Below are 19,423 nucleotides of genomic sequence, written 5' to 3'. Positions count from 1 at the left end.
AAAGGCTCAACGTGACCCAACACAACACCCGCCCCGACAAAAAAGCCATTGTCCTCCTCTCCGGCGGCCTCGACAGCGCCACCGTGCTGGCCAAGGCGCTGGCCGAAGGCTACGAGTGCTACGCCCTCGCCTTTGACTACGGCCAACGCCACCGCGCTGAACTGGTCGCCGCCGAGCGCATAGCCCAAAGCATGGGGGCCAAGGCGTTTAAAGTCATCAAACTGGATCTAAGCAGCATTGGCGGCTCCGCATTGACCGATATGGCCATCGACGTACCCGACGCCGGTGGCAGCGGCATTCCCGTCACCTACGTTCCGGCACGCAATACTGTATTTCTGTCCATCGCCCTGGGCTGGGCAGAAGTCGTAGACGCCCGCAGTATCCATATTGGCGTCAACGCGGTGGACTACTCCGGCTACCCGGACTGCCGTCCCGACTTTGTCGCCGCCTTTGAGCGCCTCGCCAACGTCGCCACCAAGGCCGGCATTGAAGGCCACACCCTGCACATCGCCACCCCGCTCATCGACCTGAGCAAGGCCGAGATCATCCAGCTGGGCACCTCCCTTGGGGTCGATTACGCCTTGACGGTGTCGTGTTACAAGGCCGACAACGACGGTCTCGCCTGCGGACGCTGCGATAGTTGCCACCTCAGAAAGGAGGGATTTGCCCAAGCCAACGTCGCCGACCCCACCGCATATAAAGAAACTTCATAAAATTGCGTTTTTTTACACTTAGGCTGTTGTTTTTGATCTCAAAATCCGTATTATAAGCGCCTCTTTCGGGGCCGTTAGCTCAGTGGTAGAGCAGTTGGCTTTTAACCAATTGGTCGATGGTTCGAATCCATCACGGCCCACCATCAAATTCCGAAGAAAATCAAAGCACTGCAGACATGCGGTGCTTTTTTTTGCCTGCGATTTTTGTGCTGTGACGGATCTGTGACGGATCTGTGACATATATGTGCGGAATTACGCCTCCTCCGCCATCGGCTTGCGAACCAATTCGATTTATTGGTCTTTTTTAGTCACGTCTTGTCTCGTGCGTACTAACAGGTCGGAAATCTCGCAATCGAAATACTCACAAAGACGATCAATTATCTCGAGGGTCGGGTTATAGCCTCGATTTTTTCCAATCTTCGACAAGGTCACAGGATGGATGCCAGTAGCCTCTGACACCTCCTTCATTGTCACGGAGCGTCGCTCTTTAAACTCCCGCTCTGCAATCACTTCCTTTAAACGAACTCTAATCACGCTTTAATATATGCCTATAAGCTAATTTATTTGTTGAAAAGCTGCATTTCACTAGTATTATGGAACTATAAATTAGCGTATAGGCTATTTTATAAATCCAATATTAACTAGGAGAGCATACATGAGTTATACATATCTGACTACAGAGGCGCTCGCTGCGCGCATTCACTATGAACCGTCTACGATCCGCACCGCACTGAAGGACTCCGTGCTGATCGAAGGACGGCACTACATCCGCCCATTTGGTGGACGGAAAATTCTCTATATCTGGGAAGTGATCGAGAAGGACATGGCTGCCGAGTCGACTTCCAGCGACATTGCCATCCCCCTGGCTTCCGGAGAGATTTGCAATGGCTAAGATCAGTGTGAGAAAGGAAACCCAGACACTTTTGTTTGACTTCAATTATTTGGGCAAACGCTGCCGCGAACAAACCACTCTTAAAGACACCAAGGCGAACCGCCGCAAAATGGAAAAAGTGCTGGAGCGGATTGAGCTCGAGATCATCGCAGGCACCTTCGACTACGGCAAGTTCTTTCCCGGCTCCAGCCGCGCGAAGGTATTCGCGGCTAATGGCAATCCTGGAGCGTCGCAAACGGCTCCTGCTACGCCCCCAATTACAGAAGTAGTTGTTAACACTGCACCTTCTGTAGCGACGACAAAGGCCGTCACACCGATAAGCCCTGAGCCCTCCTCACCCACCTTTGCCGAATTTGCTGCCATCTGGCTGGGAGAGAACGAGGCAGTCTGGCGACGGAACACCATCCGAGCGGCATCCATCCACCTGAACAGCTATCTATTGCCCTACTTTGCCGATATGCCACTGTACTCCGTAAACAAAGCCCACTGCCTTGATTTTCGAGCAAAGATTGCGAGAGAAGGAGGCAGCCTAAAAGGGAAAACCCTTTCCGCAAAAACCGTAAACGAGGTGATGCAGGTGCTGGGTGCAATCATGGCTGAAGCGGCAGAACGCTATGATTTTGCGAACCCAATGCAGAACGTCAAGCGTCTGAAAGCCCGCAAGGTACACATTGAGCCATTCACCTTTGAGGAAGTGCAGCTGTTTCTCAAGCACGTGCGGCCTGATTACCACAGCTACTTCACTGTGCGCTTCTTTACTGGACTGAGAACTGGTGAAGTTCACGGACTACGATGGCCGCATATCGATTTCGATCGTCGGGAGATCCTGGTTCGCGAAACTTTTAGCCACCTTGGGCGGGAGTACACCAAGAACGAGGGTTCGCAGCGAGAAGTGAAGATGTCCGAGCCAGTGTACCGTGCACTAAAAGCACAGCATGAAGCCAGTGGTCATTTCAGCGATTACGTCTTCTGTTCAAAAGTGGGTACGCCGATCCAGCCGTTAAATGTGAACCGGCGAATCTGGAAGCCCACACTGAAACGCCTCGGACTAAAAGACCGACGCCTTTATCAAACCCGGCACACGGCCGCAACGCTGTGGCTGGCTTCAGGTGAAGCCCCGGAATGGATCGCCCGCCAGATGGGACACACCAGCACCGAAATGCTGTTCAAGGTCTACTCCCGCTATGTGCCCAACCTGACCCGCAAAGATGGCTCGGCCTTCGAGCGCTTGCTGGAGCAACGCTTGGGAGGTGGAGCATGACAACACCTTTCAGCCCTGCACCACGCCAAGTGGGGACGCCTCGAGTATCGCACCATGTCGAACAGATGCCTCACGTCAGCGGCTCAAGGCGGCTCAATGGCACCCAATTCCGGGTCCTCGGCCGTACCGACAGGCTCAATCCCGCCGGGCAACCGTGCTCACGCTTGGAATTGGGCAACCTCGGTGGTACGGCAAGAGCCGTGATAGTCCACGAACAGTTCTTGCCCTGCCATCGCGACGTTGAGCATGGGGATGTTGTCATAGTTATGGGCGAGTTTCAGTCCCTGCATGACCGCCATGTCATCGTCGTCGAGGAACTCTATCGTCCTGCCCGCGCCAGGTTGGCACCTACCGCATTGCTGCCGCGGGATTGGGCGCTACCCGCCTTTCATAGTGAGCAGCGAACGGTGGTGCGACATTGGATGGGTGTGGGTCACCCGGCGCTGCAGTTGTTCCTGCGTGAGGCCTTTCTGGATCCCAATGTGGCTTTGGGCTTCCTCAATGTGCCGGCCAGCGTCCGCCACCACCATGCCTATCAGGGGGGATTGCTGGAACACTCGGCTGATATGCTCAAGCGGTTTGAGCAACGCTACCTCTATCAGGCACGAGGCATCCAGCGAGACCTCGCCACCACGCTGATCCTGCTCCACGACATTGGCAAGACAGTCACGCTGGTCGGTAATGGCCGAAGCCAACGGGGCGCAAGCCAGCCCCATGAGTTGGCGGCCCTGGAGCTATTGGCCACACCGCTGGCCCAGCTCGAAATGACCAATCCCGAGCTGGCGAACCACCTGCGGGGATTCTTCAAACCGCGTAACTGGTACCCCCGCAATTACGACCGTGTCTATCAACTGGTCTCCGCACTGGATAGGCAGAGCGCTGAAAGCAGTGTTGCCCCGCTGCCCGCAAATACCACAGCGCACGCCGAAACAGACTAGACACACACATAACAGCACCTAACACCGCTGAAAGCCAACGAAAACGGGAGTTGCCCCTATGACGGAAAATACGAACAATGCCCTGGGACAGGAACAGCTGCGGATCAAGTGCCTACTGGAGGTCCCGCGCGTGGTCACGTTTTTCGAGGAAAACGACCTGGAACTGCCCGGCTTACTCTGGACGGTCTACGGCGTCTTCGACAGCAATGAGATCGTCGTCAAAGCCACCGCAGGTAGCGCGGTGTACTACGCGATCACCCCTTCGCCGCTCACCTACCCCGCGATGGAAAGGCGCTTGTCAGGTATCGACTACGCTGATGAAGCAGTGGCAAGAGAACTCGCGAACGCGACCTGGCGGATCCATCAGCAAGTGTTTCGCGCCGAGCTGGGTGTCGCGCTATGATCATGGAATGAGCCCACTTGAAGGCCAAGGGCTGCGAAAAACAAGGAACGACCGGAGACACGCAGAAATGAAGCGCTATGAAAGAAAGACCGTGTCGGTGAACGAGCTGGCCGGCATCACCTGTGACGTCTGCCTCGCGTATTTTGACGCCCCCCTGGACATGCAAAACTGCGTTCAGCTTAATGAGACTGAATCGTATGGCTCGATATTTGGCGACGGTGCCAGCATTGAATGCAATATTTGTCCGCACTGCCTGAAAGATAAGCTGGGTCAGTGGTTACGCGTGACGCAACAAGAAGGCCGGTGCTGAACCGGGAGTACAGCGTGAAGGCACCGAAAGCCATTGATGTGATGAAGTCGACCGCCCTGGCCCTGTTGGCTGGGTGGCTGTTCCACGTCGCCAATACCAACTTCATCGACTTCAAGGCGGCGTTCTGGTTTACCTTTGCGTGGATGGTCGTGGGCGATGTCGACCCGCTGCCCGAAAGCTATCAAAGCCTGTTGCCGGTGGTGCGATTTGTGGTCGCTTGCGCGACCGTTGCCGTCATCGCCCCTACCTAGTCTACTGTCGTTCATTCGAAAAGCAGCTAGCAAAGCACGCGTCATTTATTACAAGTGATATGCTGGATTCAGGTCACATTGGATCCGAGTACAGCGCTACGGGAAATATTTCCAGGTGCTCAACCAAATCAACGATACCGCGATAATCGCCCGGCAGCGAACCCATTTACCAATGCACTGTAACCAAAGGACACCCGCGGCTAAACGCGACTTACGAAGCCAGTCAGGATAGCAAAACGCTCAAACACCAGACGCCCATAGTCGCATTTAACCTATTCTGGCATTTAGAGCAGCTGTGAAACGTAGCGCACATCCTATCATCGGGCACTGCGAGTTGATGAGGACACCAGATCTACCGGTAATCAGGAGAGAAATATGAGCAAACCAAACGGTAATAAAATATCCCTCAGAGAGGCGCGGCAACACGCGAAGCGCTGTTCCCGCGGAGACATCCACCCCAACTCAGAGGACGCCAGTATTTCCGGGAGCCCGGCCGCAAGCTCAGACAACAATAATACGGCCCTAGCATCTTGGGACGCCTTCTTTAAATCTAAAAACCTCTGTGTATCTGAGGACTTTATTCGTGGCGCTCAAGGCGCTTCACAAGAGCGAGAGGACCTCGGCTGAAGTCGACGATCCATATTCCAAAAACCCAGAGAAAGCTCTGGGCGGCCTGCCCTTGTAGATTCACTCATAAGACGGCAGTTTTGCCACTTTATGCTATAAATCTTGCACTGCCAAGTTATGCTATAAACCCGTAACCCACTGATTTTAATAGCCGTATCATTCCCAGCCTACTCCCCAAAAACATAAAATGGAAATTTTGAGGTGGGTTTGTTCACGCTTTGCAATTCATAAAAACCCAGAAGCGATAATCCGCCAAAATATCATTATTACAGATTATGTTTTTCACAGTTACCGCTCAGCCGGTTTCACCCAACTATCCACCTGCCGCCGCCATGCGACAGCAACAGGGTTTTGCGGCTCCTTCTCGAGCCACTCCTTGATAAAAGCTATGGCCTCGGTCTTTTTACCGGACTTGAACAGATAGCGAAACTGTAAATCACGGGTTTCAGTGGTAGCAGCACCCAGAGCATCCAGTTGCGCCAATACTGCGATAGCTTTTTCAACGTGCCCGGTGTTTTCCAACGCGATGGCATAGGCATAGCTGTAAGTGACCTGTTCAGGGGTGGCCGCGACAGCTTGCTCCAATTCGATCAGGGCTTTATCGTAGTCCCGTTGCCGGACATGAAAGAGCGCGAGCTGATAGCTCACACCACCGCTGTTGTCGTAGGCTTTACCTCGATTTAACCATTCAAGTTCCTGCGGCGTTTCCGAGGCGAGTGCCGAGAGCTGTATATACGGATAGACAAAACCTGGGTCGAGTTTAACGGCGTGCATAAACAAATCCCTCGCCCGCTGTCTGTTGCCTTTGGCCATATAGTAGTTGGCAAAATTCGCGGTAATCTGCGGGCTGTCCAGATTGGATTCCATCTGCGCTTCATAGTTGCGGAACAGATCTGCCAACTGCTGGGCCTTAGCCTCTGTCGTGACATCCGGTGCCGCCCCAGCCAAAACCGGGGCAAGTTCCATGCGCACCGCCCGACTTGGGTCCGACAACAAAGGGGACAACAGCCGCCACCGTTCAGACAATGGCACGCTATTAAACGCCCGAATGGCAGCCGCGCGTATTACTGGCGACGGGTGGTTGAGCCTATCGCTCAGAAGGGCCCGGTCTGCTGCCAGGGCTGGTGATAATAAATGCAGCAGACTGGCTTCACGCAGCAATGGGAAATACCCATCGTCCAGCCGGGAGTGATCGACACCAGTAAAACCCTCCTGCTGAATCCGGGCGAAGTCACGAGCCCGCTGCTGTCCGCTGGTCACCTTTTCTGGCAGTCGTTGCTGTAGTCTGTCAATTGGGATATCCCCATGGCAGCTCAGGCACGGGTCAGGGCTGCCGACAGCTCGACTCAGGACGGGATCGGGCACCCCGAAGCGGTGGTCTCTGCGGGCATCCACCCCCATATAAACGGTCGCAGGCATATGACAATCGACGCATTGTACGTCCGCCAGGCGATGGCGATGATGCTCCGTTGCGGCGTAAGTATCGGCTCTATGACATTGCAGGCAAGTACCGTCACCGGCAGCACGCAACTCGCCGCTGTGGGGTTCATGGCAGCTACTACAGACCACACCACCTTCATGCATACGACTCTGCAAAAAAGAACCCATTACGAAAACCTCTTCGCGAACCTGCCCATCGGCGTGATACCTCGGAGGGTTAGGCAGCGTCAGCATAAGATGGTCAAACATTTGGGTATCGGGATGCCACCCACCAATGTTTTGCCGTAAAGAGTGGCACTGGGCACAGGTGGAAAGCTGTCGCCCCGCCGGTTTCCGCAATCGTTCGGCAATGGTTTCACCGTCCAGCCACTGCCATTGCCCCCCCTCCGCCAATGACACACTGAACCCCGCGTGGGGGGTTAAAGGACGGCCTGAGGCCAGCCACTGCTGATGCCCCTCGGCTGAGCCATGACAAGCAGCGCACCCCACATTCACCTCGCCAAAACTCGTCAGGAAGGTATCGGTATCCTGTCGATAGCCTTTTTCAAGATTAGTCGAGTGGCATTCCGCACAGGAGGTATTCCATGTGAAACCCGGGTGATCCCAATTCAGATCAGACTCCAGGGCAAACCAGCGCTGCCCGCCCTGCTCCTTTGGTCTGGTGTCCCAGGCAACCGGTATCGCCTGGTATCGCCCGCCAGGAAGGCGGGCCAGGTACTGCTGTAGCGGGTTAAAACCGAACACATAATCAATTGGATAGCTGGTCGCGTTATCACCCTCGCCCACCCATACCTGATACTGTTCGTCCTGCAGGTCAAAGCGAAACGCCCGCTCGTTGTAGTACGTTACTGAGCCGTCAAACTTACCCGCAATATTTTCCGGTAAAGCCGGTAACATCGAGCGGGCATGGTGAGACTGCCCCCAACTGGACACCTCCCCCCCGTGACAGCCGTCACAGCTTTCGGCATTTACCATTCCTATGACCAGAAAAGCCGCTAGAGCTATCATTAGCAAATGCTTGCAGCGATCAAAGGTCATCGAGTGAAGGCTCCGCGAAAAAACGGCTTTTCAAGAAAATATTCAACATAATTAATAACTTAATCAACGAAAAATACAAACTACCGGCGCAATCCCTGCACAGCTGGAATCTGCACGAAGCCAAATATATTGACACTATAAGTGCCATATTGATAGCCTGCTAGGACTATCTCACAATGAGCACGTCTACATGTCACGATTTACCCTTTTCGGAATTCACTGCTCACTGTATACCGCAAAGGCACGCAGCTATCTGCGTAAACAGGGCATTCCCTTTGAGGAATATTCCGTGTCTTCCCGGGAATATCAGTCGTCGATACTACCGACTGTTAAGCGAATGATCATGCCTGTACTAAAAACGCCCCAAGGCGTCATCGTACAGGACAGCGCCGACATCATTCGATACTGCGAAGCACATGAAGCCGTTAAGTATCCTGCACTCCCTGACTCCGCGGTATTGCGGGCAGTTTCCTATTTGTTTGAACTGTTTGGCGGTGAGGGCCTGCTGCGCCCAGCCATGCACTACCGGTGGAATTTCGATGAGGTGAATCTGGATTACCTCCGCTCAGAGTTCCGCTGTTTGATGCCCGCAGGGACAGCGGAGTCAGATAGGCCCCAGTTGTTTGATATTGCCAGTGGGAGTATGCGCAAGGCAGCAAAATCCTTTGGTGTAAGCGAGCACTCTGCTGCTGCGATAGAAGCCAGCTTCAATGAATTTTTGCGACTTTTTGAAGCCCACCTCAGCGACTACCCATATCTACTCGGCGGTCGCCCCACCTTGGGTGACTATGCCCTAATGGGGCCCCTCTACGCCCACTTCTACAGGGACCCCCAGCCGGGATTACTGATGCGCAGAAAAGCGCCGGGCGTCGCCCGCTGGGTGGAGCGCATGAACACCGCCGAGGACAATTGGACCGACTACGAAAACGCAGCAAGCGCTTTGGTTTCAGACACCGACTTACCGGAATCCCTACTGGCGCTGATGCGCTTCATCGCAATAGATTTTCTTCCGGAAATACTCGCCCATATCGAGTTCAGCAACCAATGGCTGGCCGCGAGGCCAGACCTACCAGCCGGGAGCAATGGTCTGGAAGACCCCGCCCAACGTTTCATTGGTATGGCGCAGTTCAATTGGCGGGGCATCCCCCTGAGAAGCTCGGTCATGCCCTACCGATTTTATTTACTGCAGCACCTGCAAGACAGTTACGCGCAGGCGACTGAATCCGCTCAGCGAGATATTGCCGATGTTTTTGCTGCCGGCGACTTGTCACAACTATTGACCAGCCATACCGAGCGGCGGGTTGCACGGCACAACTTTCTGGAAATCTGGCAGTAAACTTCTGAGGAGTTTCAGCAGATGAGTTACCCAAAGGGTTATCTGTCGGAGTCGGACTATTCGCTAAAGACCCGCTCAGCGCCACAGTTCAAAAATGTTCCCTTTCACTGGGTGGACCGCTGTGCCCATAAGCATCTTTTCTATGCACAGGCGAAGGTTCCGCTAATGCTCTTGTACTTCTTTCCAGACGACAGTGCCATGAACGGAGAGCTCTATTATCAGAGCACATTCAACTATCCACCCAACGACCTGCGGGCGTTAGTTACTCAATACCAGCAACGCCAGACAGGATTCCCGACCGGTCTTTTTCGCGAAGCTCCCTTATCCTGAGCCATAACCATGATTGAACTGTATACCGCACCCACACCCAATGGTCACAAAGCCTCCTGTACCCTGGAGGCCCTTGAGTTCGACTACACCAGCCATTTTGTGAACATCGGCGAAGGAGAACAGAAAAAGCCGACGTTCCTGAAGATTAACCCCAATGGTCGCATACCGGCAATCATTGACTCCGACCTCGGAGATTTCCCCTTATTTGAATCCGGCGCCATCATGATATATCTCGCCGAAAAAGCCGGGCGTTTGCTACCCACCGAGGCTAAAGGCCGGGCAAGGGTCATACAGTGGCTGATGTTCCAGATGGGGGGTGTCGGCCCGATGATGGGACAAGCCAATGTCTTTTTCCGCTATTTTCCGGAAAAACTGCAACCGGCCATCGACCGCTATCAGAAGGAAAGCCGCCGTCTATTCGAGGTTCTCGACTATCGTCTTGGGCAAAACGAATGGCTGGCCGATGATTACTCCATTGCCGACATTGCCAACTGGTGCTGGGTAAGAACCTACAAATGGTCAGGGGTATCCATCGAGGGGCTCAACAACCTCGAACGCTGGCTAAATGTGATGGGAGGTCAGCCAGGGATGGAAAAAGGCCTTGAAGTCCCTTTCAAGATAGAAAATCTGCTGAACGACGAAAAAGCCCGGAGAGAATTCACCCAAAACGCGAACAAAATGCTGCAAAAGTAAATTACCGCTACAACCAATAAGGAGAATACTGTGACCGAATGTACAGAACTGTGGGTAGACCGCAGCAATTTCCGCAAAACCAAAATTGTGAATGTGCCGCTACGCGCTCTTGATGCGGGCGAAATTACCGTTGCAATTGACAAGTTTGGTCTTACAGCCAACAACGTCAGCTATGCGGTATCCGGCGATTTCATTGGCTACTGGAAGTTCTATCCAGCAACGGACAACTGGGGCAAGGTCACTGTATGGGGGTGTGGAAACGTCATTGAATCTCGCTCCGAAGATATCGCAGTGGGCGAGCGACTTTACGGCTTTTTTCCCATGAGCAGCCATACTATTTTGCAACCCGGCAAGGTGCAGGAGGACAGTTTTATTGATGTCGCGCCACACCGTAAGGAGCTACCCGGTACAGGGCTGTATAGCTCGTACCGCCGCACACAGCACGAACCCGACATTGTCCAGCAATACGAAACTGAACGATGCCTGCTGTTCCCCCTGATCGCCACCGGCTACGTACTCTACGACTACTTGGTTGACAACAATTTTTTTGGTGCGCAACAGGTAGTGGTCGGCTCTGCTTCGTCAAAAACCGGCTTTGGCCTCGCCACCCTGTTGCAAAATGATCTCACGGTGACACAGAAGGTCATCGGCGTAACCTCCGAACGCAATGCACCCTTTGTCGAGTCTCTGAAATGCTGTGACCAGATAGTGACTTACGGCAACGAAGCTGACATCGACCCATCATTGCCGACAGCCTACGTTGATATGTCCGGCGATATAAAACTGACCCGGGCCTTACATGGTCACATCAAAAACAATATTGTTGAAAGTGCTATGGTCGGCGCAAGCCATTGGGAGGATGGTGGCAAGGCAGGAGAGCTCCCCGGCGCCAAGCCGACCTTTTTCTTTGCGCCCGGACAAATCGCCAAACGAGACAAAGAATGGGGCCCAGGGGTTTTGATGATGAAGGCCATGGAAGCAACACTGTCCATTTCAGCAAAGGTCAATAATATTATTCACGTAGAGTGGTCGCAGGGGGCAGACGCGGTGGATCAAAGTTGGCACAATCTCCTCGACAACAAAGTCCCGGGCAGTGTCGGTATTATGGCCACGCTGCTCAAAGGTCAGGAGTAACCCATGATAAAAATTCACGGTGTGTACGGCTCGCCATTTGTGCGCAAAGTGCTGGTGTTGCTGGATCTAAAGCAGGTGCCGTACGAACTGGTCCCACAGATGCCCTTTGCCCGCGACGAGAACTATCAGAAACTTAACCCGCTGGGAAAGATCCCCACGCTGGTAGATGGTGATCTGACTCTGGGGGATTCGAAAGTCATCTGCCGTTACCTGGAGAGCGCTTACCCTGATACGCCGTTATACCCGGCCGACATCAAAGACCGGGGCCGGGCCGACTGGTACGAAGACCTGGCGACGGGCCCGGTAGCAGAATTGGCCACCGGCATATTCTTCCAGCGCTTTATGCGGCCTTTCGCCTTTAAACAGGAGCCCGACGAAGAGCTGGTCTCCAAGATCATCGATAAGCAATTGCCACCGCTACTCGACTATCTGGAGGGTGAATTGCCCGCCGAAGGCTTTATCTTCGGCGAGTTCTCCATGGCCGATATGAGCATAGCCAGCCCCTTTTACAATGCAGACTATGCGGGTTATCAGGTAGACGCCGGTCGATGGCCGAAACTGGCGGCGCTTATTGAGCGGGTTCGGCAGATTCCACAGGTCAAGACCATTCTTGCAAAGGAGGCCCGGACACTGGGCTTGAACTAAACACGGCGTCGGAGCGGGCCTGAATGATCAGGCCCGCAGATGTCTTCAGTCCGATGAATAGCCCGGAACATCGGCGAGGGGCATTCTGCTACGCATAAAAATGCCATTCCCTCTGCCAATTTCCCGACCCTGATCGTCGTAGACCACAGATTCCGCAATAAACTGGCTCTTATTGCTGTTAACAACACGACCAACCGACTTCAACTTTCCTGAGGACACAGGACGAGTCAGGTAAGTAGTGAAAGAGGTGGTCAGCACGAAATAGTCCGGTTCCATTGAATTCGCCGCGAAAAAGGCCGCGTCATCCAACATCTTGAAATACACCGAGCCATGTACCGCTCCGGCAGAATGAAAATGTTGGTCTGATACGGCAATTTCGATAACCGCTTCACCTTTACTAACGACCATTTCCGGCCGATAAAACGCATTTATCGGCGCCGTTTTATACATCGACACCAGCCCGACATAGTGGTCTACTTCCGGTTTATCAGCCACGGAATAATGGTTCCCTATTACAAACTTCACTGACGTTAATATTATTACTCGGTTTCCCTGTTAACAGGGACACCGGGCAGGCACAGTTTGACAGCAAAAATAGCCCCGGCGCAAATTCGCAGTGCGTAGCAAGACGTCGCTATATAACGCGGAGAGTCGTGCTAGAAGGAATCGGCCTCTAATTGCATCAGGCTATCGCTCGAGGCATTTAAAGTCGTCGCGTGAACATTGGCACGGGGTAAAAGACGCTCAAAATAGAAGTCGGCGGTAGCCAGCTTGGACTTATAGAACGCACTTTCGGCGGTACCGCGGCCAAGGGCCCCATGGGCTGTCACTGCTACCTTGGCCCAACACCACGCCAGGGTAAGATAGCCAATATACATCAAATAGTCGAAGGCAGCTGAGCCCACTGCGTCTGCCTCGCCTTCCATTGCTCGCTTCCCGATATTGGCTGTCAGCGTTTGTAAATCGCTTTTCAAATCTTCGATTCGTGCTACAAAGGAGGAAATTTCACCGGCGCGATGCTCCTGACAAAAAGCATCCAGTTCCGCCATATAAGGCTCCAGTATTTCACCTCCGGACGCCAGTATTTTCCGGCCCAGCAAATCCAGCGCCTGAATCGTATTGGTACCCTCATAAATCGCGGTAATACGGGTGTCTCGGTATTCCTGTTCAAGACCCCATTCGCGGATAAATCCGTGGCCACCGAGTACTTGTAGACCATTTTGGGTAGCTTCCATACTGACTTCCGTCAGAAAACCTTTGGCGATCGGCGTTAGCACAGCCAACATTGCGTGGGCTCGGCCTTTTTCGTCGGCGCTGGTTGCGCTATGGGCAATATCCGAATACAAGCCGCAGATATGGTTGAGAATTCGCCCACCCTCTGCCAGTGATTTCTGCATCAGCAACATGCGGCGCACATCAGGGTGAGCGATAATCGGATCCGCAGGTTGATCAATTAGTACACGCTTGCTCGCGCGCATTTGCACACGCTCCTTCGCGTATCCCAATGACTTCTGGTACGCCACCTGCATATGTGCCTGGCCCTGAATTGCTACACCCAGCCTTGATTCGTTGATAAAGGTGAACATACTGGCCATGCCTTTGTTCGGCTCGCCTATCAAATATCCCTTGGCGCTATCGAAGTTGATCACGCAGGTTGCATTGCCGTGAATACCCATTTTTTCTTCAATGGAACCACAGCTGACGCCGTTGACTTCGCCAGGCATTCCATCCGCTTTAATCGTAAACTTGGGCACAATAAAAAGCGAAATGCCTTTAACGCCACTCGGCGCGCCTGGTAGCCGTGCCAGTACCAGGTGAATAATGTTTTCAGTCAGGTCGTGGTCACCGGCAGAAATAAATATTTTGCTACCGGTAACGCTGTAGCTGCCATCGTCATTGGCTATTGCCTTGGTCCGCAGTAATCCCAGGTCCGAGCCACAATGGGCCTCAGTGAGACACATAGTGCCACTCCACTGACCGGCAACCAACTTCTCCAGGAAGGTATTTTTTTGCTGATCAGTACCGTGTGCAAGAATGGTCTCAACCGCGCCAGCTGACAAGGTCGGGTACATTGTCCAGGCGTGGTTGGCCGAAAATAACATCTCGTTAATAGCAAAGTTGAGCGAACCCGGCAGTCCCTGCCCGCCATATTCCTGTGGCATCGCCAAACCGCACCAGCCTCCCTCAATAAACTGTTGGTAGGCGTCTTTAAACCCCGAGGGCGTAGTGACATTGCCATCAACCCAGTGACATCCTTCCTGATCCCCGACGGCGTTCAGCGGCGCAATTTCCTGCTCGGCAAATTTTGCCGCTTCTTCCAGGATGGCAGACACAAGTTCTTCATTCACCTCATCGGTGCCAATCTTTTCGCAGTGACGAGGGTAATCAAGTACCTCATTCAGGCTGAACGTTATATCTCGCAGAGGGGCTTTGTATTCGCTCATTACACATGGATTCCTTTTAAATTATGGATGATACGCGCTCTGTCGGACCTAATACTTCAAGAATAGTCGGCGATACAAGCTGGAAGATATGCGCTTAATGCGCCATTGCCAGCGGCTGGCGCGGTGAGGGATAAGTAAAAACTGCTTGCGCTGCACAGCAGAAAAAGCCTGCTCAGCAATATCCTCGGCACTGATAGGAGACTTTGCCATCTCGGCTTCCAGTGCATTGCGGAGTTCCGGGTTATCGATAGGCGCGCGTTGCGCAATTCCAGTTTTAAACATGGCCGGGCAAACCACCGTAACGCCGATATTGCTCGGTGCCAGCTCTACCAGCAAAGTTTCCGACACACTTATGACCGCGGCTTTAGTCGCGTTGTAGGCCGCCATAAAAGGGGTATTGGCAATGCCTGCAATGGAAGCAATATTAACGATATGTCCACCACCCTGTTTTCTAAACAACGGGACAAAGCTGTGGCAGCCACGCACCACACCCAGCAGGTTTATATCGATCAGACGCTGCCAGCGTTCCATAGGCTCTTTGTGTATAGCCGCCATTGAGGCTATACCGGCGTTGTTGATCAACACGTCAAGCCCGCCCCACTCCTTTTCGCAACGCTTACAGAGATCCGTCAAGTCGTTGTCTACGGTCACATTACAGTGGGCCGCTAGTACTTCTGAGCCCACTGACCGTAGTTGCTGCGCGACCGCTTCCAGTCCGTCACGATCAATATCACACACAGCCACTTTCCAGCCCCGCCGGCCATAAGCCAATGCTAACGATCTGCCCAGACCGCCAGCAGCACCCGTTACAAGAACCCGGGATTGAGAAACATACTGATTAGGCATAGCTAGCCCGCCGCTTAATATTTATAGCAGTACCTATTAACACCCTGCTTTATTCTCTTTGGCTGCAAGAAAGCGAGTTATTTCAGCCACTAATTCGGCCGCCTTGTCTTCCTGAATAAAATGACCGCCACCTTCAATAATCTTATGAGCTTGCCCTTGCGCCCCGGGCACATAGCGCTGAATGATTTTTTCGTAGCCTTTACTTACCGGGTCACGGTCACCGTATAGCGTCAAAAAAGGCTTATCAAAGGACTTAAGCCTTGCCCATGTCTCGCGATTAATTTCTACCTCAGGGTGGTCTGGAAACACCGTAAGTAATGCAGGAAATTTTTTGATGCCCGCCTGATATTTCCGGGCAGGGAAAGGGGCTCTCTCAAAAGCAGCGAATTCCTTTACTGTCAGCTGGCGTTGCAGCACCTTCCTGAAGGCCAGACGCCAGGGAAAGGACGGTGCATAGCGCATGACTGCCGGCCAGACGCGCAGGAACTGATTGGCGCCTTTTCCGATAGGTAGGCCGGTATTGGCGGCAATTATCCGATCAAAACGCTCAGGATGATGGGCGACCAGATGCAAGCCAATGATCCCACCCCAATCCTGACAAAACAGCGTAATATTTTTCAGATCATTGGCGAGCAGCCACTGCGTCAACCAGACGCAATGCCTGGCCAGGGTATAGTCTTTTTTCTGGGCAGGTTTATCACTGCGGCCGCAGCCTACCAAATCAAGTGCGATAACCCGGCGACCGGTTTTGAGCAAGCCAGGAATCATGTGCCGATACAGGTAACTCCACGTCGGATTACCGTGCATCAGCAGGATCGGTTCGGCGTCGGCCGGACCTTCGTCGATGTGGTGTATCCGCAAAGGGGTGCCGTCGTCAGCATGGATCGTCGTGTAGTGCGGCGCGTAATCAAAATCCGGCAGTCCTTCAAAACAGCTGTCCGGCGTTCGCAATACTTTCATCGAAATATTCCTATGTACATTGGGCGACTCCGCAGCAACTACTGGGCGTGTCCCCATACTTCAATGTGGTGTTCACGTTCGACGCGTCGACATGCCTTCATGGTCAGTAAAGGTGCCAGGCCCAGCGGACGGTAGAAAGAAACCATGCGGTCCTGCTCCGCCGCCGATAACTGTGCGAAGTAATCCGTAATGCGCTGCAACATATACAGGCGGTACGGAACCACCATGCCGTCGAGTAAGGCTCCGCGGAAGTTGTATTGCATGGTATCGAGCATTTTGATGTGGGGTTTTGCGGTCACACACCGCCCGGAGATATCGTTAGGCGCAGCTTCCAGATGACGATTTACTACCGCAACGGTCTGTTCCAGTTCCGGCAAAAAATCACGCCCCACTAGCGCGAGCAGGCGACAGACCGTATCGGGTATTCCATCCTCTGGAAATAGTAACTCCTGATAGTCATCAAACTCCGGCATATCCCGGTCGGGTGCCTGCATACGCTCGAGCCAGCGGTAAACGCGCTGGGCTTTACTCTTCATGATTGCACTGGGGTAGGGATCTCTACCGCAATGGGCGTAGAGTGGTGCCAGAAGTCCGTAATCGGCTACGCAGGGCAAACCTCCAAAGAGATACGGATGCTTTGCGAAGTGCTCATTCAGCAGGGCCAATACCTCGTCGTATTGCGCTTCAATCAGCGCTGCGCTCTCGGCATTGACCCCCATCAGTGGCAGGTACTTACGCATCGGCTCCATACCCGCTTCGGCGATCGATAACACCATTGCTTGATCAGCACCGGGCACAATATGATCGCCGAATTCGCGCTGTAGAAAGGCTTGGTTCCCTTCGGGAAAACTCCAGCGGAAATGCATGGCGACTTTGAACAAGCCCTCGCTGCCAAACAAATCCAGTATCAAAGCGGCCAGACGCTGTTTTGGCGCGCTAGGATAAATAGAAAATCGGCGCGTGGCTTGCGCATCGAAGTGATCGATAATATCCACAGAGTCCTGAATTAAACGCCCATCGGGCAATTCCACCACGGGCACTACGCGACGTTTAATTGCAGGAAAAACCTGTTCAATACAGCGCGCACTCCCCGGCATACGCTCATCAAAAGGTATGTGTTGTTTGCGCAGATAAGCCCTTACCTTGCCGGTAAACAAGGACATAGGGGCGCCATATAAAATCGTAGAGTCGGCCATCAGTCACTCACTTTGATCATCAGCTTGCCATTATTTTTACCGGAGTAGATCATCTTTACCGCTTCCGGGTAGCACTCGATACCATTCAGTATATGTTCTCGAAAGACGACCTTTCCTTCATGCTCCCACGTCAGAAGATCTATAAAGGCCTCCTTGATTCGGTGCATATAATCACGCATTGTAAAGCCCTTGATCATCAGGCTTTGCGTAATAACGAGCATGTAGTTCCCAAGCCCTTGAGGTGCCTCCAGGTTGGCGTACTGGGATACCGCGCCACAAGCAATAATCCGGGCATGTCGATTGGCAACCATTAGCACGGCATCGAGGGTTTCGCCCCCCACACCATCAAAATAAACATCTACCCCTTCAGGAGCCGCAACTGCCAGCGCCTCAGGGAGGTTGCCCTCACGGTAATCAATCACCGCATCGAGTTTCAGTTCGTCCCGCAGATAAGCGCATTTCGCCTCGCCACCGGCAATACCTACCACACGGCAGCCTTTTAGCTTGGCTATCTGTGCCACTATGTGGCCGACTGCCCCCGCTGCAGACGACACGACCACCGTTTCCCCTGGAGCCGGTTTACCGATGTCCAGCAGGCCAAAATACGCAGTAAAACCCGGCATTCCCAGGCCACCCATAAAGCGTGACAGGGGCGCCAGCTGGGGATCAATTTTGCGCAACTGGCGGCTATCCATGGTCGCGTGGGTCTGAATTCCGGTGAAACCCGTGCAGAAATCCCCGACACTAAAGTAATCGGATTCACTGGCGATGACCTCTGCAACACCGAATCCCCGCATAACATCACCGGGTTTAACTGCCTCGATGTAGCTCTTTTTGTCGGTAATCCAGCCCTTGATCGCCGGATCGATTGACAAATAATGCAGCTTTATTGCTATTTCACCTTCCCTCGGATCTGCAATCGGGTCATGAGTAATCGTCCAGGTATTGTTACCTGGAATACCCTCGGCGGGCTTGTTAAAGCGAACTTGTGTTGGCTGTGTGGTCATCAATCGAGCACCTGTTATATCGTTCGTACTTATATTGACACATCATGTGCCAATATATCAAGGAAGAACTCAATCTATGCGCAGAGCGGTCTAGTTATTTCCCAAACCACCCGAGAGCGACTTGGCCTGCCAACCATCCGGGCCAGTCACAAACAGAAAAACCTTGAGAAACTCACTCTGTGCTATGTTGTAAGTCAGCATACGTTGGATTCTTCCACGCGTTGACCACAGGGCCATATAATGGCAGCATTAGTGCCATTAAATTATGGGCCGGAAATTACTCGATGGTCAGTGAGCTGACAATCAGCCCGCGCCACCAAATGGACTGGAATAAAATTAACGCAAGGTGTTCTCGAATGACGCAGGCTATCTGGGTAATAGCTGGTTTGGTCTACGCGGTATTTTGGCTTTGGTATGCCAGACCAAGGAAGAAAATTACGCCACTGGAAGCTGACCGCTTTCAGCAATGGGCTACCGATTCTGGCATTCCGGCTGCGCGCGCCAAGGGGCTGCGGGATTTTTTTGCCAACGATGACGGGCGCGACTTCGTTATGGTCAATTTAATCACGCTGAAAAAGCCTGTTAGGGAATCAAGCGCTAAATTAGCCGCCTATCAAAGGGTTTTTCTCGGGCAACTCCTGCGCAAAGCTGGTCACCCGGTTATAACTGCACTGCGCTGTGGGGCCAATATTGAGCACGTCAATTGCGAGCAGAATAGCGACTGGGCAGCAATGGCCGCCATCCGTTATCGCAGTCGGCGTGACCTGCTGGAGATACTACCGAAAACTTTTGGCTGCGATCATCACCAATTGAAGCTCGACGCGGTGGCGAGCACTATCGCCTTTCCCGCTGGGAAATGGTTTATATTAGCGGGACCAAAAATTGTGGTAGCACTGATTACACTATTAGTCGCTTGCATATTAGAGCTCCTGATCTAATGTTGCAGTTACTGCTCAATT

General features: G+C 53.0%; 21 protein-coding genes and 1 tRNA gene. 14 read left to right on the top strand and 8 right to left on the bottom strand.

The window, feature by feature from the left end; translation table 11 throughout:
- Positions 1-11 precede the first annotated feature (11 nt).
- Positions 12-713, top strand: a complete 702-nt coding sequence (gene queC, locus HCU74_RS04840) for a 7-cyano-7-deazaguanine synthase QueC (protein ID WP_345889653.1) — start codon at positions 12-14, stop codon at positions 711-713.
- A 68-nt stretch (positions 714-781) separates the two neighbouring features.
- Positions 782-856, top strand: a tRNA-Lys gene (locus HCU74_RS04835).
- Between the two features lie 148 nt (positions 857-1,004).
- Here HCU74_RS04835 and HCU74_RS20410 read toward each other — a convergent pair.
- Positions 1,005-1,223, bottom strand: coding sequence for a helix-turn-helix domain-containing protein (locus HCU74_RS20410; protein ID WP_428480336.1), 219 nt, complete (start codon positions 1,221-1,223; stop codon positions 1,005-1,007).
- Between the two features lie 145 nt (positions 1,224-1,368).
- On the opposite strand from HCU74_RS20410, the gene HCU74_RS04825 reads away from it, so the two are divergent.
- The 6 genes from HCU74_RS04825 to HCU74_RS04800 all read left to right on the top strand — a co-directional run bounded on the left by HCU74_RS04825 (position 1,369) and on the right by HCU74_RS04800 (position 4,768).
- On the top strand, positions 1,369-1,605 hold the full coding sequence (locus HCU74_RS04825; protein WP_168449295.1) for a hypothetical protein: 237 nt from the start codon (positions 1,369-1,371) through the stop codon (positions 1,603-1,605).
- 7 nt (positions 1,606-1,612) lie between these two features.
- Positions 1,613-2,866, top strand: a complete 1,254-nt coding sequence (locus HCU74_RS04820; protein ID WP_210425127.1) for an Arm DNA-binding domain-containing protein — start codon at positions 1,613-1,615, stop codon at positions 2,864-2,866.
- Positions 2,863-3,804, top strand: coding sequence for a TraI domain-containing protein (locus tag HCU74_RS04815; protein ID WP_168449293.1), 942 nt, complete (start codon positions 2,863-2,865; stop codon positions 3,802-3,804). The genes HCU74_RS04820 and HCU74_RS04815 overlap by 4 nt, the downstream gene beginning before the upstream one ends.
- 58 nt (positions 3,805-3,862) lie before the next feature.
- A complete protein-coding gene (locus HCU74_RS04810; RefSeq protein ID WP_168449292.1) occupies positions 3,863-4,207 on the top strand; it encodes a hypothetical protein in 345 nt (114 codons plus the stop codon).
- Between the two features lie 67 nt (positions 4,208-4,274).
- Entirely contained in the window at positions 4,275-4,517 is a 243-nt protein-coding gene (locus tag HCU74_RS04805; protein WP_168449291.1) for a hypothetical protein, read from the top strand.
- Positions 4,518-4,531: 14 nt separating this feature from the next.
- Positions 4,532-4,768: a hypothetical protein gene (locus HCU74_RS04800; RefSeq protein ID WP_168449290.1), complete on the top strand. Its 237-nt coding sequence runs from the start codon at positions 4,532-4,534 to the stop codon at positions 4,766-4,768.
- A gap of 915 nt (positions 4,769-5,683) precedes the next feature.
- On the opposite strand, the gene HCU74_RS04795 is transcribed toward HCU74_RS04800, so the two are convergent.
- Positions 5,684-7,873, bottom strand: a complete 2,190-nt coding sequence (locus HCU74_RS04795; RefSeq protein ID WP_210425126.1) for a tetratricopeptide repeat protein — start codon at positions 7,871-7,873, stop codon at positions 5,684-5,686.
- Between the two features lie 190 nt (positions 7,874-8,063).
- Between HCU74_RS04795 and HCU74_RS04790 the strand changes: the two genes are divergently transcribed.
- From HCU74_RS04790 to HCU74_RS04770, 5 genes are read left to right on the top strand one after another with little or no spacing between them, the layout of a single operon-like run.
- Positions 8,064-9,209 (top strand): glutathione S-transferase family protein, encoded by a 1,146-nt coding sequence (locus tag HCU74_RS04790; protein ID WP_168449288.1) that lies wholly within the window; start codon positions 8,064-8,066, stop codon positions 9,207-9,209.
- Between the two features lie 21 nt (positions 9,210-9,230).
- A complete protein-coding gene (locus HCU74_RS04785; RefSeq protein WP_168449287.1) occupies positions 9,231-9,539 on the top strand; it encodes a hypothetical protein in 309 nt (102 codons plus the stop codon).
- Between the two features lie 9 nt (positions 9,540-9,548).
- Positions 9,549-10,232, top strand: a complete 684-nt coding sequence (locus HCU74_RS04780; protein WP_168449286.1) for a glutathione S-transferase family protein — start codon at positions 9,549-9,551, stop codon at positions 10,230-10,232.
- Between the two features lie 30 nt (positions 10,233-10,262).
- Positions 10,263-11,366: a DUF2855 family protein gene (locus HCU74_RS04775; RefSeq protein WP_168449285.1), complete on the top strand. Its 1,104-nt coding sequence runs from the start codon at positions 10,263-10,265 to the stop codon at positions 11,364-11,366.
- A 3-nt stretch (positions 11,367-11,369) separates the two neighbouring features.
- Positions 11,370-12,011, top strand: a complete 642-nt coding sequence (locus HCU74_RS04770) for a glutathione S-transferase family protein (protein ID WP_168449284.1) — start codon at positions 11,370-11,372, stop codon at positions 12,009-12,011.
- Between the two features lie 45 nt (positions 12,012-12,056).
- Here HCU74_RS04770 and HCU74_RS04765 read toward each other — a convergent pair whose 3' ends face one another.
- From HCU74_RS04765 to HCU74_RS04740, 6 genes are all read right to left on the bottom strand, one after another.
- The gene (locus tag HCU74_RS04765) at positions 12,057-12,506 is read right to left on the bottom strand and encodes a PaaI family thioesterase (RefSeq protein WP_345889652.1); all 450 of its coding nucleotides are present in this window, start codon (positions 12,504-12,506) and stop codon (positions 12,057-12,059) included.
- Between the two features lie 161 nt (positions 12,507-12,667).
- Complete coding sequence (locus tag HCU74_RS04760) at positions 12,668-14,455, bottom strand: acyl-CoA dehydrogenase C-terminal domain-containing protein (protein WP_168449283.1); 1,788 nt, start codon at positions 14,453-14,455, stop codon at positions 12,668-12,670.
- Positions 14,456-14,503: 48 nt separating this feature from the next.
- Positions 14,504-15,301 carry an SDR family oxidoreductase gene (locus HCU74_RS04755; RefSeq protein WP_168449282.1) on the bottom strand — a complete coding sequence of 266 codons (798 nt, stop codon included), beginning with the start codon at positions 15,299-15,301 and terminating at the stop codon, positions 14,504-14,506.
- Between the two features lie 36 nt (positions 15,302-15,337).
- Positions 15,338-16,261 (bottom strand): haloalkane dehalogenase, encoded by a 924-nt coding sequence (locus HCU74_RS04750; RefSeq protein WP_168449281.1) that lies wholly within the window; start codon positions 16,259-16,261, stop codon positions 15,338-15,340.
- A 38-nt stretch (positions 16,262-16,299) separates the two neighbouring features.
- Positions 16,300-17,457: a glutathione S-transferase family protein gene (locus HCU74_RS04745; protein ID WP_168449280.1), complete on the bottom strand. Its 1,158-nt coding sequence runs from the start codon at positions 17,455-17,457 to the stop codon at positions 16,300-16,302.
- Positions 17,457-18,464, bottom strand: a complete 1,008-nt coding sequence (locus tag HCU74_RS04740; protein WP_168449279.1) for an NADP-dependent oxidoreductase — start codon at positions 18,462-18,464, stop codon at positions 17,457-17,459. The genes HCU74_RS04745 and HCU74_RS04740 overlap by 1 nt, the downstream gene beginning before the upstream one ends.
- Before the next feature lie 284 nt (positions 18,465-18,748).
- Here HCU74_RS04740 and HCU74_RS04735 point away from each other — a divergent pair, with 284 nt between their 5' ends.
- A complete protein-coding gene (locus tag HCU74_RS04735; RefSeq protein ID WP_168449278.1) occupies positions 18,749-19,402 on the top strand; it encodes a hypothetical protein in 654 nt (217 codons plus the stop codon).
- The last annotated feature ends 21 nt before the right edge of the window (positions 19,403-19,423 follow it).

This window comes from Spongiibacter thalassae (genome assembly GCF_012272835.1).
In the GTDB taxonomy this organism is placed as follows: domain Bacteria; phylum Pseudomonadota; class Gammaproteobacteria; order Pseudomonadales; family Spongiibacteraceae; genus Spongiibacter; species Spongiibacter thalassae.
The sequence above is the reverse complement of the archived record's forward strand: the minus strand, read 5'-3'. Positions and strand labels throughout refer to the sequence as shown.

Bases quoted from the DNA above. Each gene is read 5' to 3' on its own strand.
- HCU74_RS04825 (WP_168449295.1), top strand. From the start codon at position 1,369: ATGAGTTATACATATCTGACTACAGAGGCGCTCGCTGCGCGCATTCAC.
- HCU74_RS04815 (WP_168449293.1), top strand. From the start codon at position 2,863: ATGACAACACCTTTCAGCCCTGCACCACGCCAAGTGGGGACGCCTCGA.
- HCU74_RS04810 (WP_168449292.1), top strand. From the start codon at position 3,863: ATGACGGAAAATACGAACAATGCCCTGGGACAGGAACAGCTGCGGATC.
- HCU74_RS04805 (WP_168449291.1), top strand. From the start codon at position 4,275: ATGAAGCGCTATGAAAGAAAGACCGTGTCGGTGAACGAGCTGGCCGGC.
- HCU74_RS04795 (WP_210425126.1), bottom strand. From the start codon at position 7,873: ATGACCTTTGATCGCTGCAAGCATTTGCTAATGATAGCTCTAGCGGCT.
- HCU74_RS04790 (WP_168449288.1), top strand. From the start codon at position 8,064: ATGTCACGATTTACCCTTTTCGGAATTCACTGCTCACTGTATACCGCA.
- HCU74_RS04785 (WP_168449287.1), top strand. From the start codon at position 9,231: ATGAGTTACCCAAAGGGTTATCTGTCGGAGTCGGACTATTCGCTAAAG.
- HCU74_RS04780 (WP_168449286.1), top strand. From the start codon at position 9,549: ATGATTGAACTGTATACCGCACCCACACCCAATGGTCACAAAGCCTCC.
- HCU74_RS04770 (WP_168449284.1), top strand. From the start codon at position 11,370: ATGATAAAAATTCACGGTGTGTACGGCTCGCCATTTGTGCGCAAAGTG.
- HCU74_RS04760 (WP_168449283.1), bottom strand. From the start codon at position 14,455: ATGAGCGAATACAAAGCCCCTCTGCGAGATATAACGTTCAGCCTGAAT.
- HCU74_RS04755 (WP_168449282.1), bottom strand. From the start codon at position 15,301: ATGCCTAATCAGTATGTTTCTCAATCCCGGGTTCTTGTAACGGGTGCT.
- HCU74_RS04750 (WP_168449281.1), bottom strand. From the start codon at position 16,261: ATGAAAGTATTGCGAACGCCGGACAGCTGTTTTGAAGGACTGCCGGAT.
- HCU74_RS04745 (WP_168449280.1), bottom strand. From the start codon at position 17,457: ATGGCCGACTCTACGATTTTATATGGCGCCCCTATGTCCTTGTTTACC.
- HCU74_RS04740 (WP_168449279.1), bottom strand. From the start codon at position 18,464: ATGACCACACAGCCAACACAAGTTCGCTTTAACAAGCCCGCCGAGGGT.
- HCU74_RS04735 (WP_168449278.1), top strand. From the start codon at position 18,749: ATGGTCAGTGAGCTGACAATCAGCCCGCGCCACCAAATGGACTGGAAT.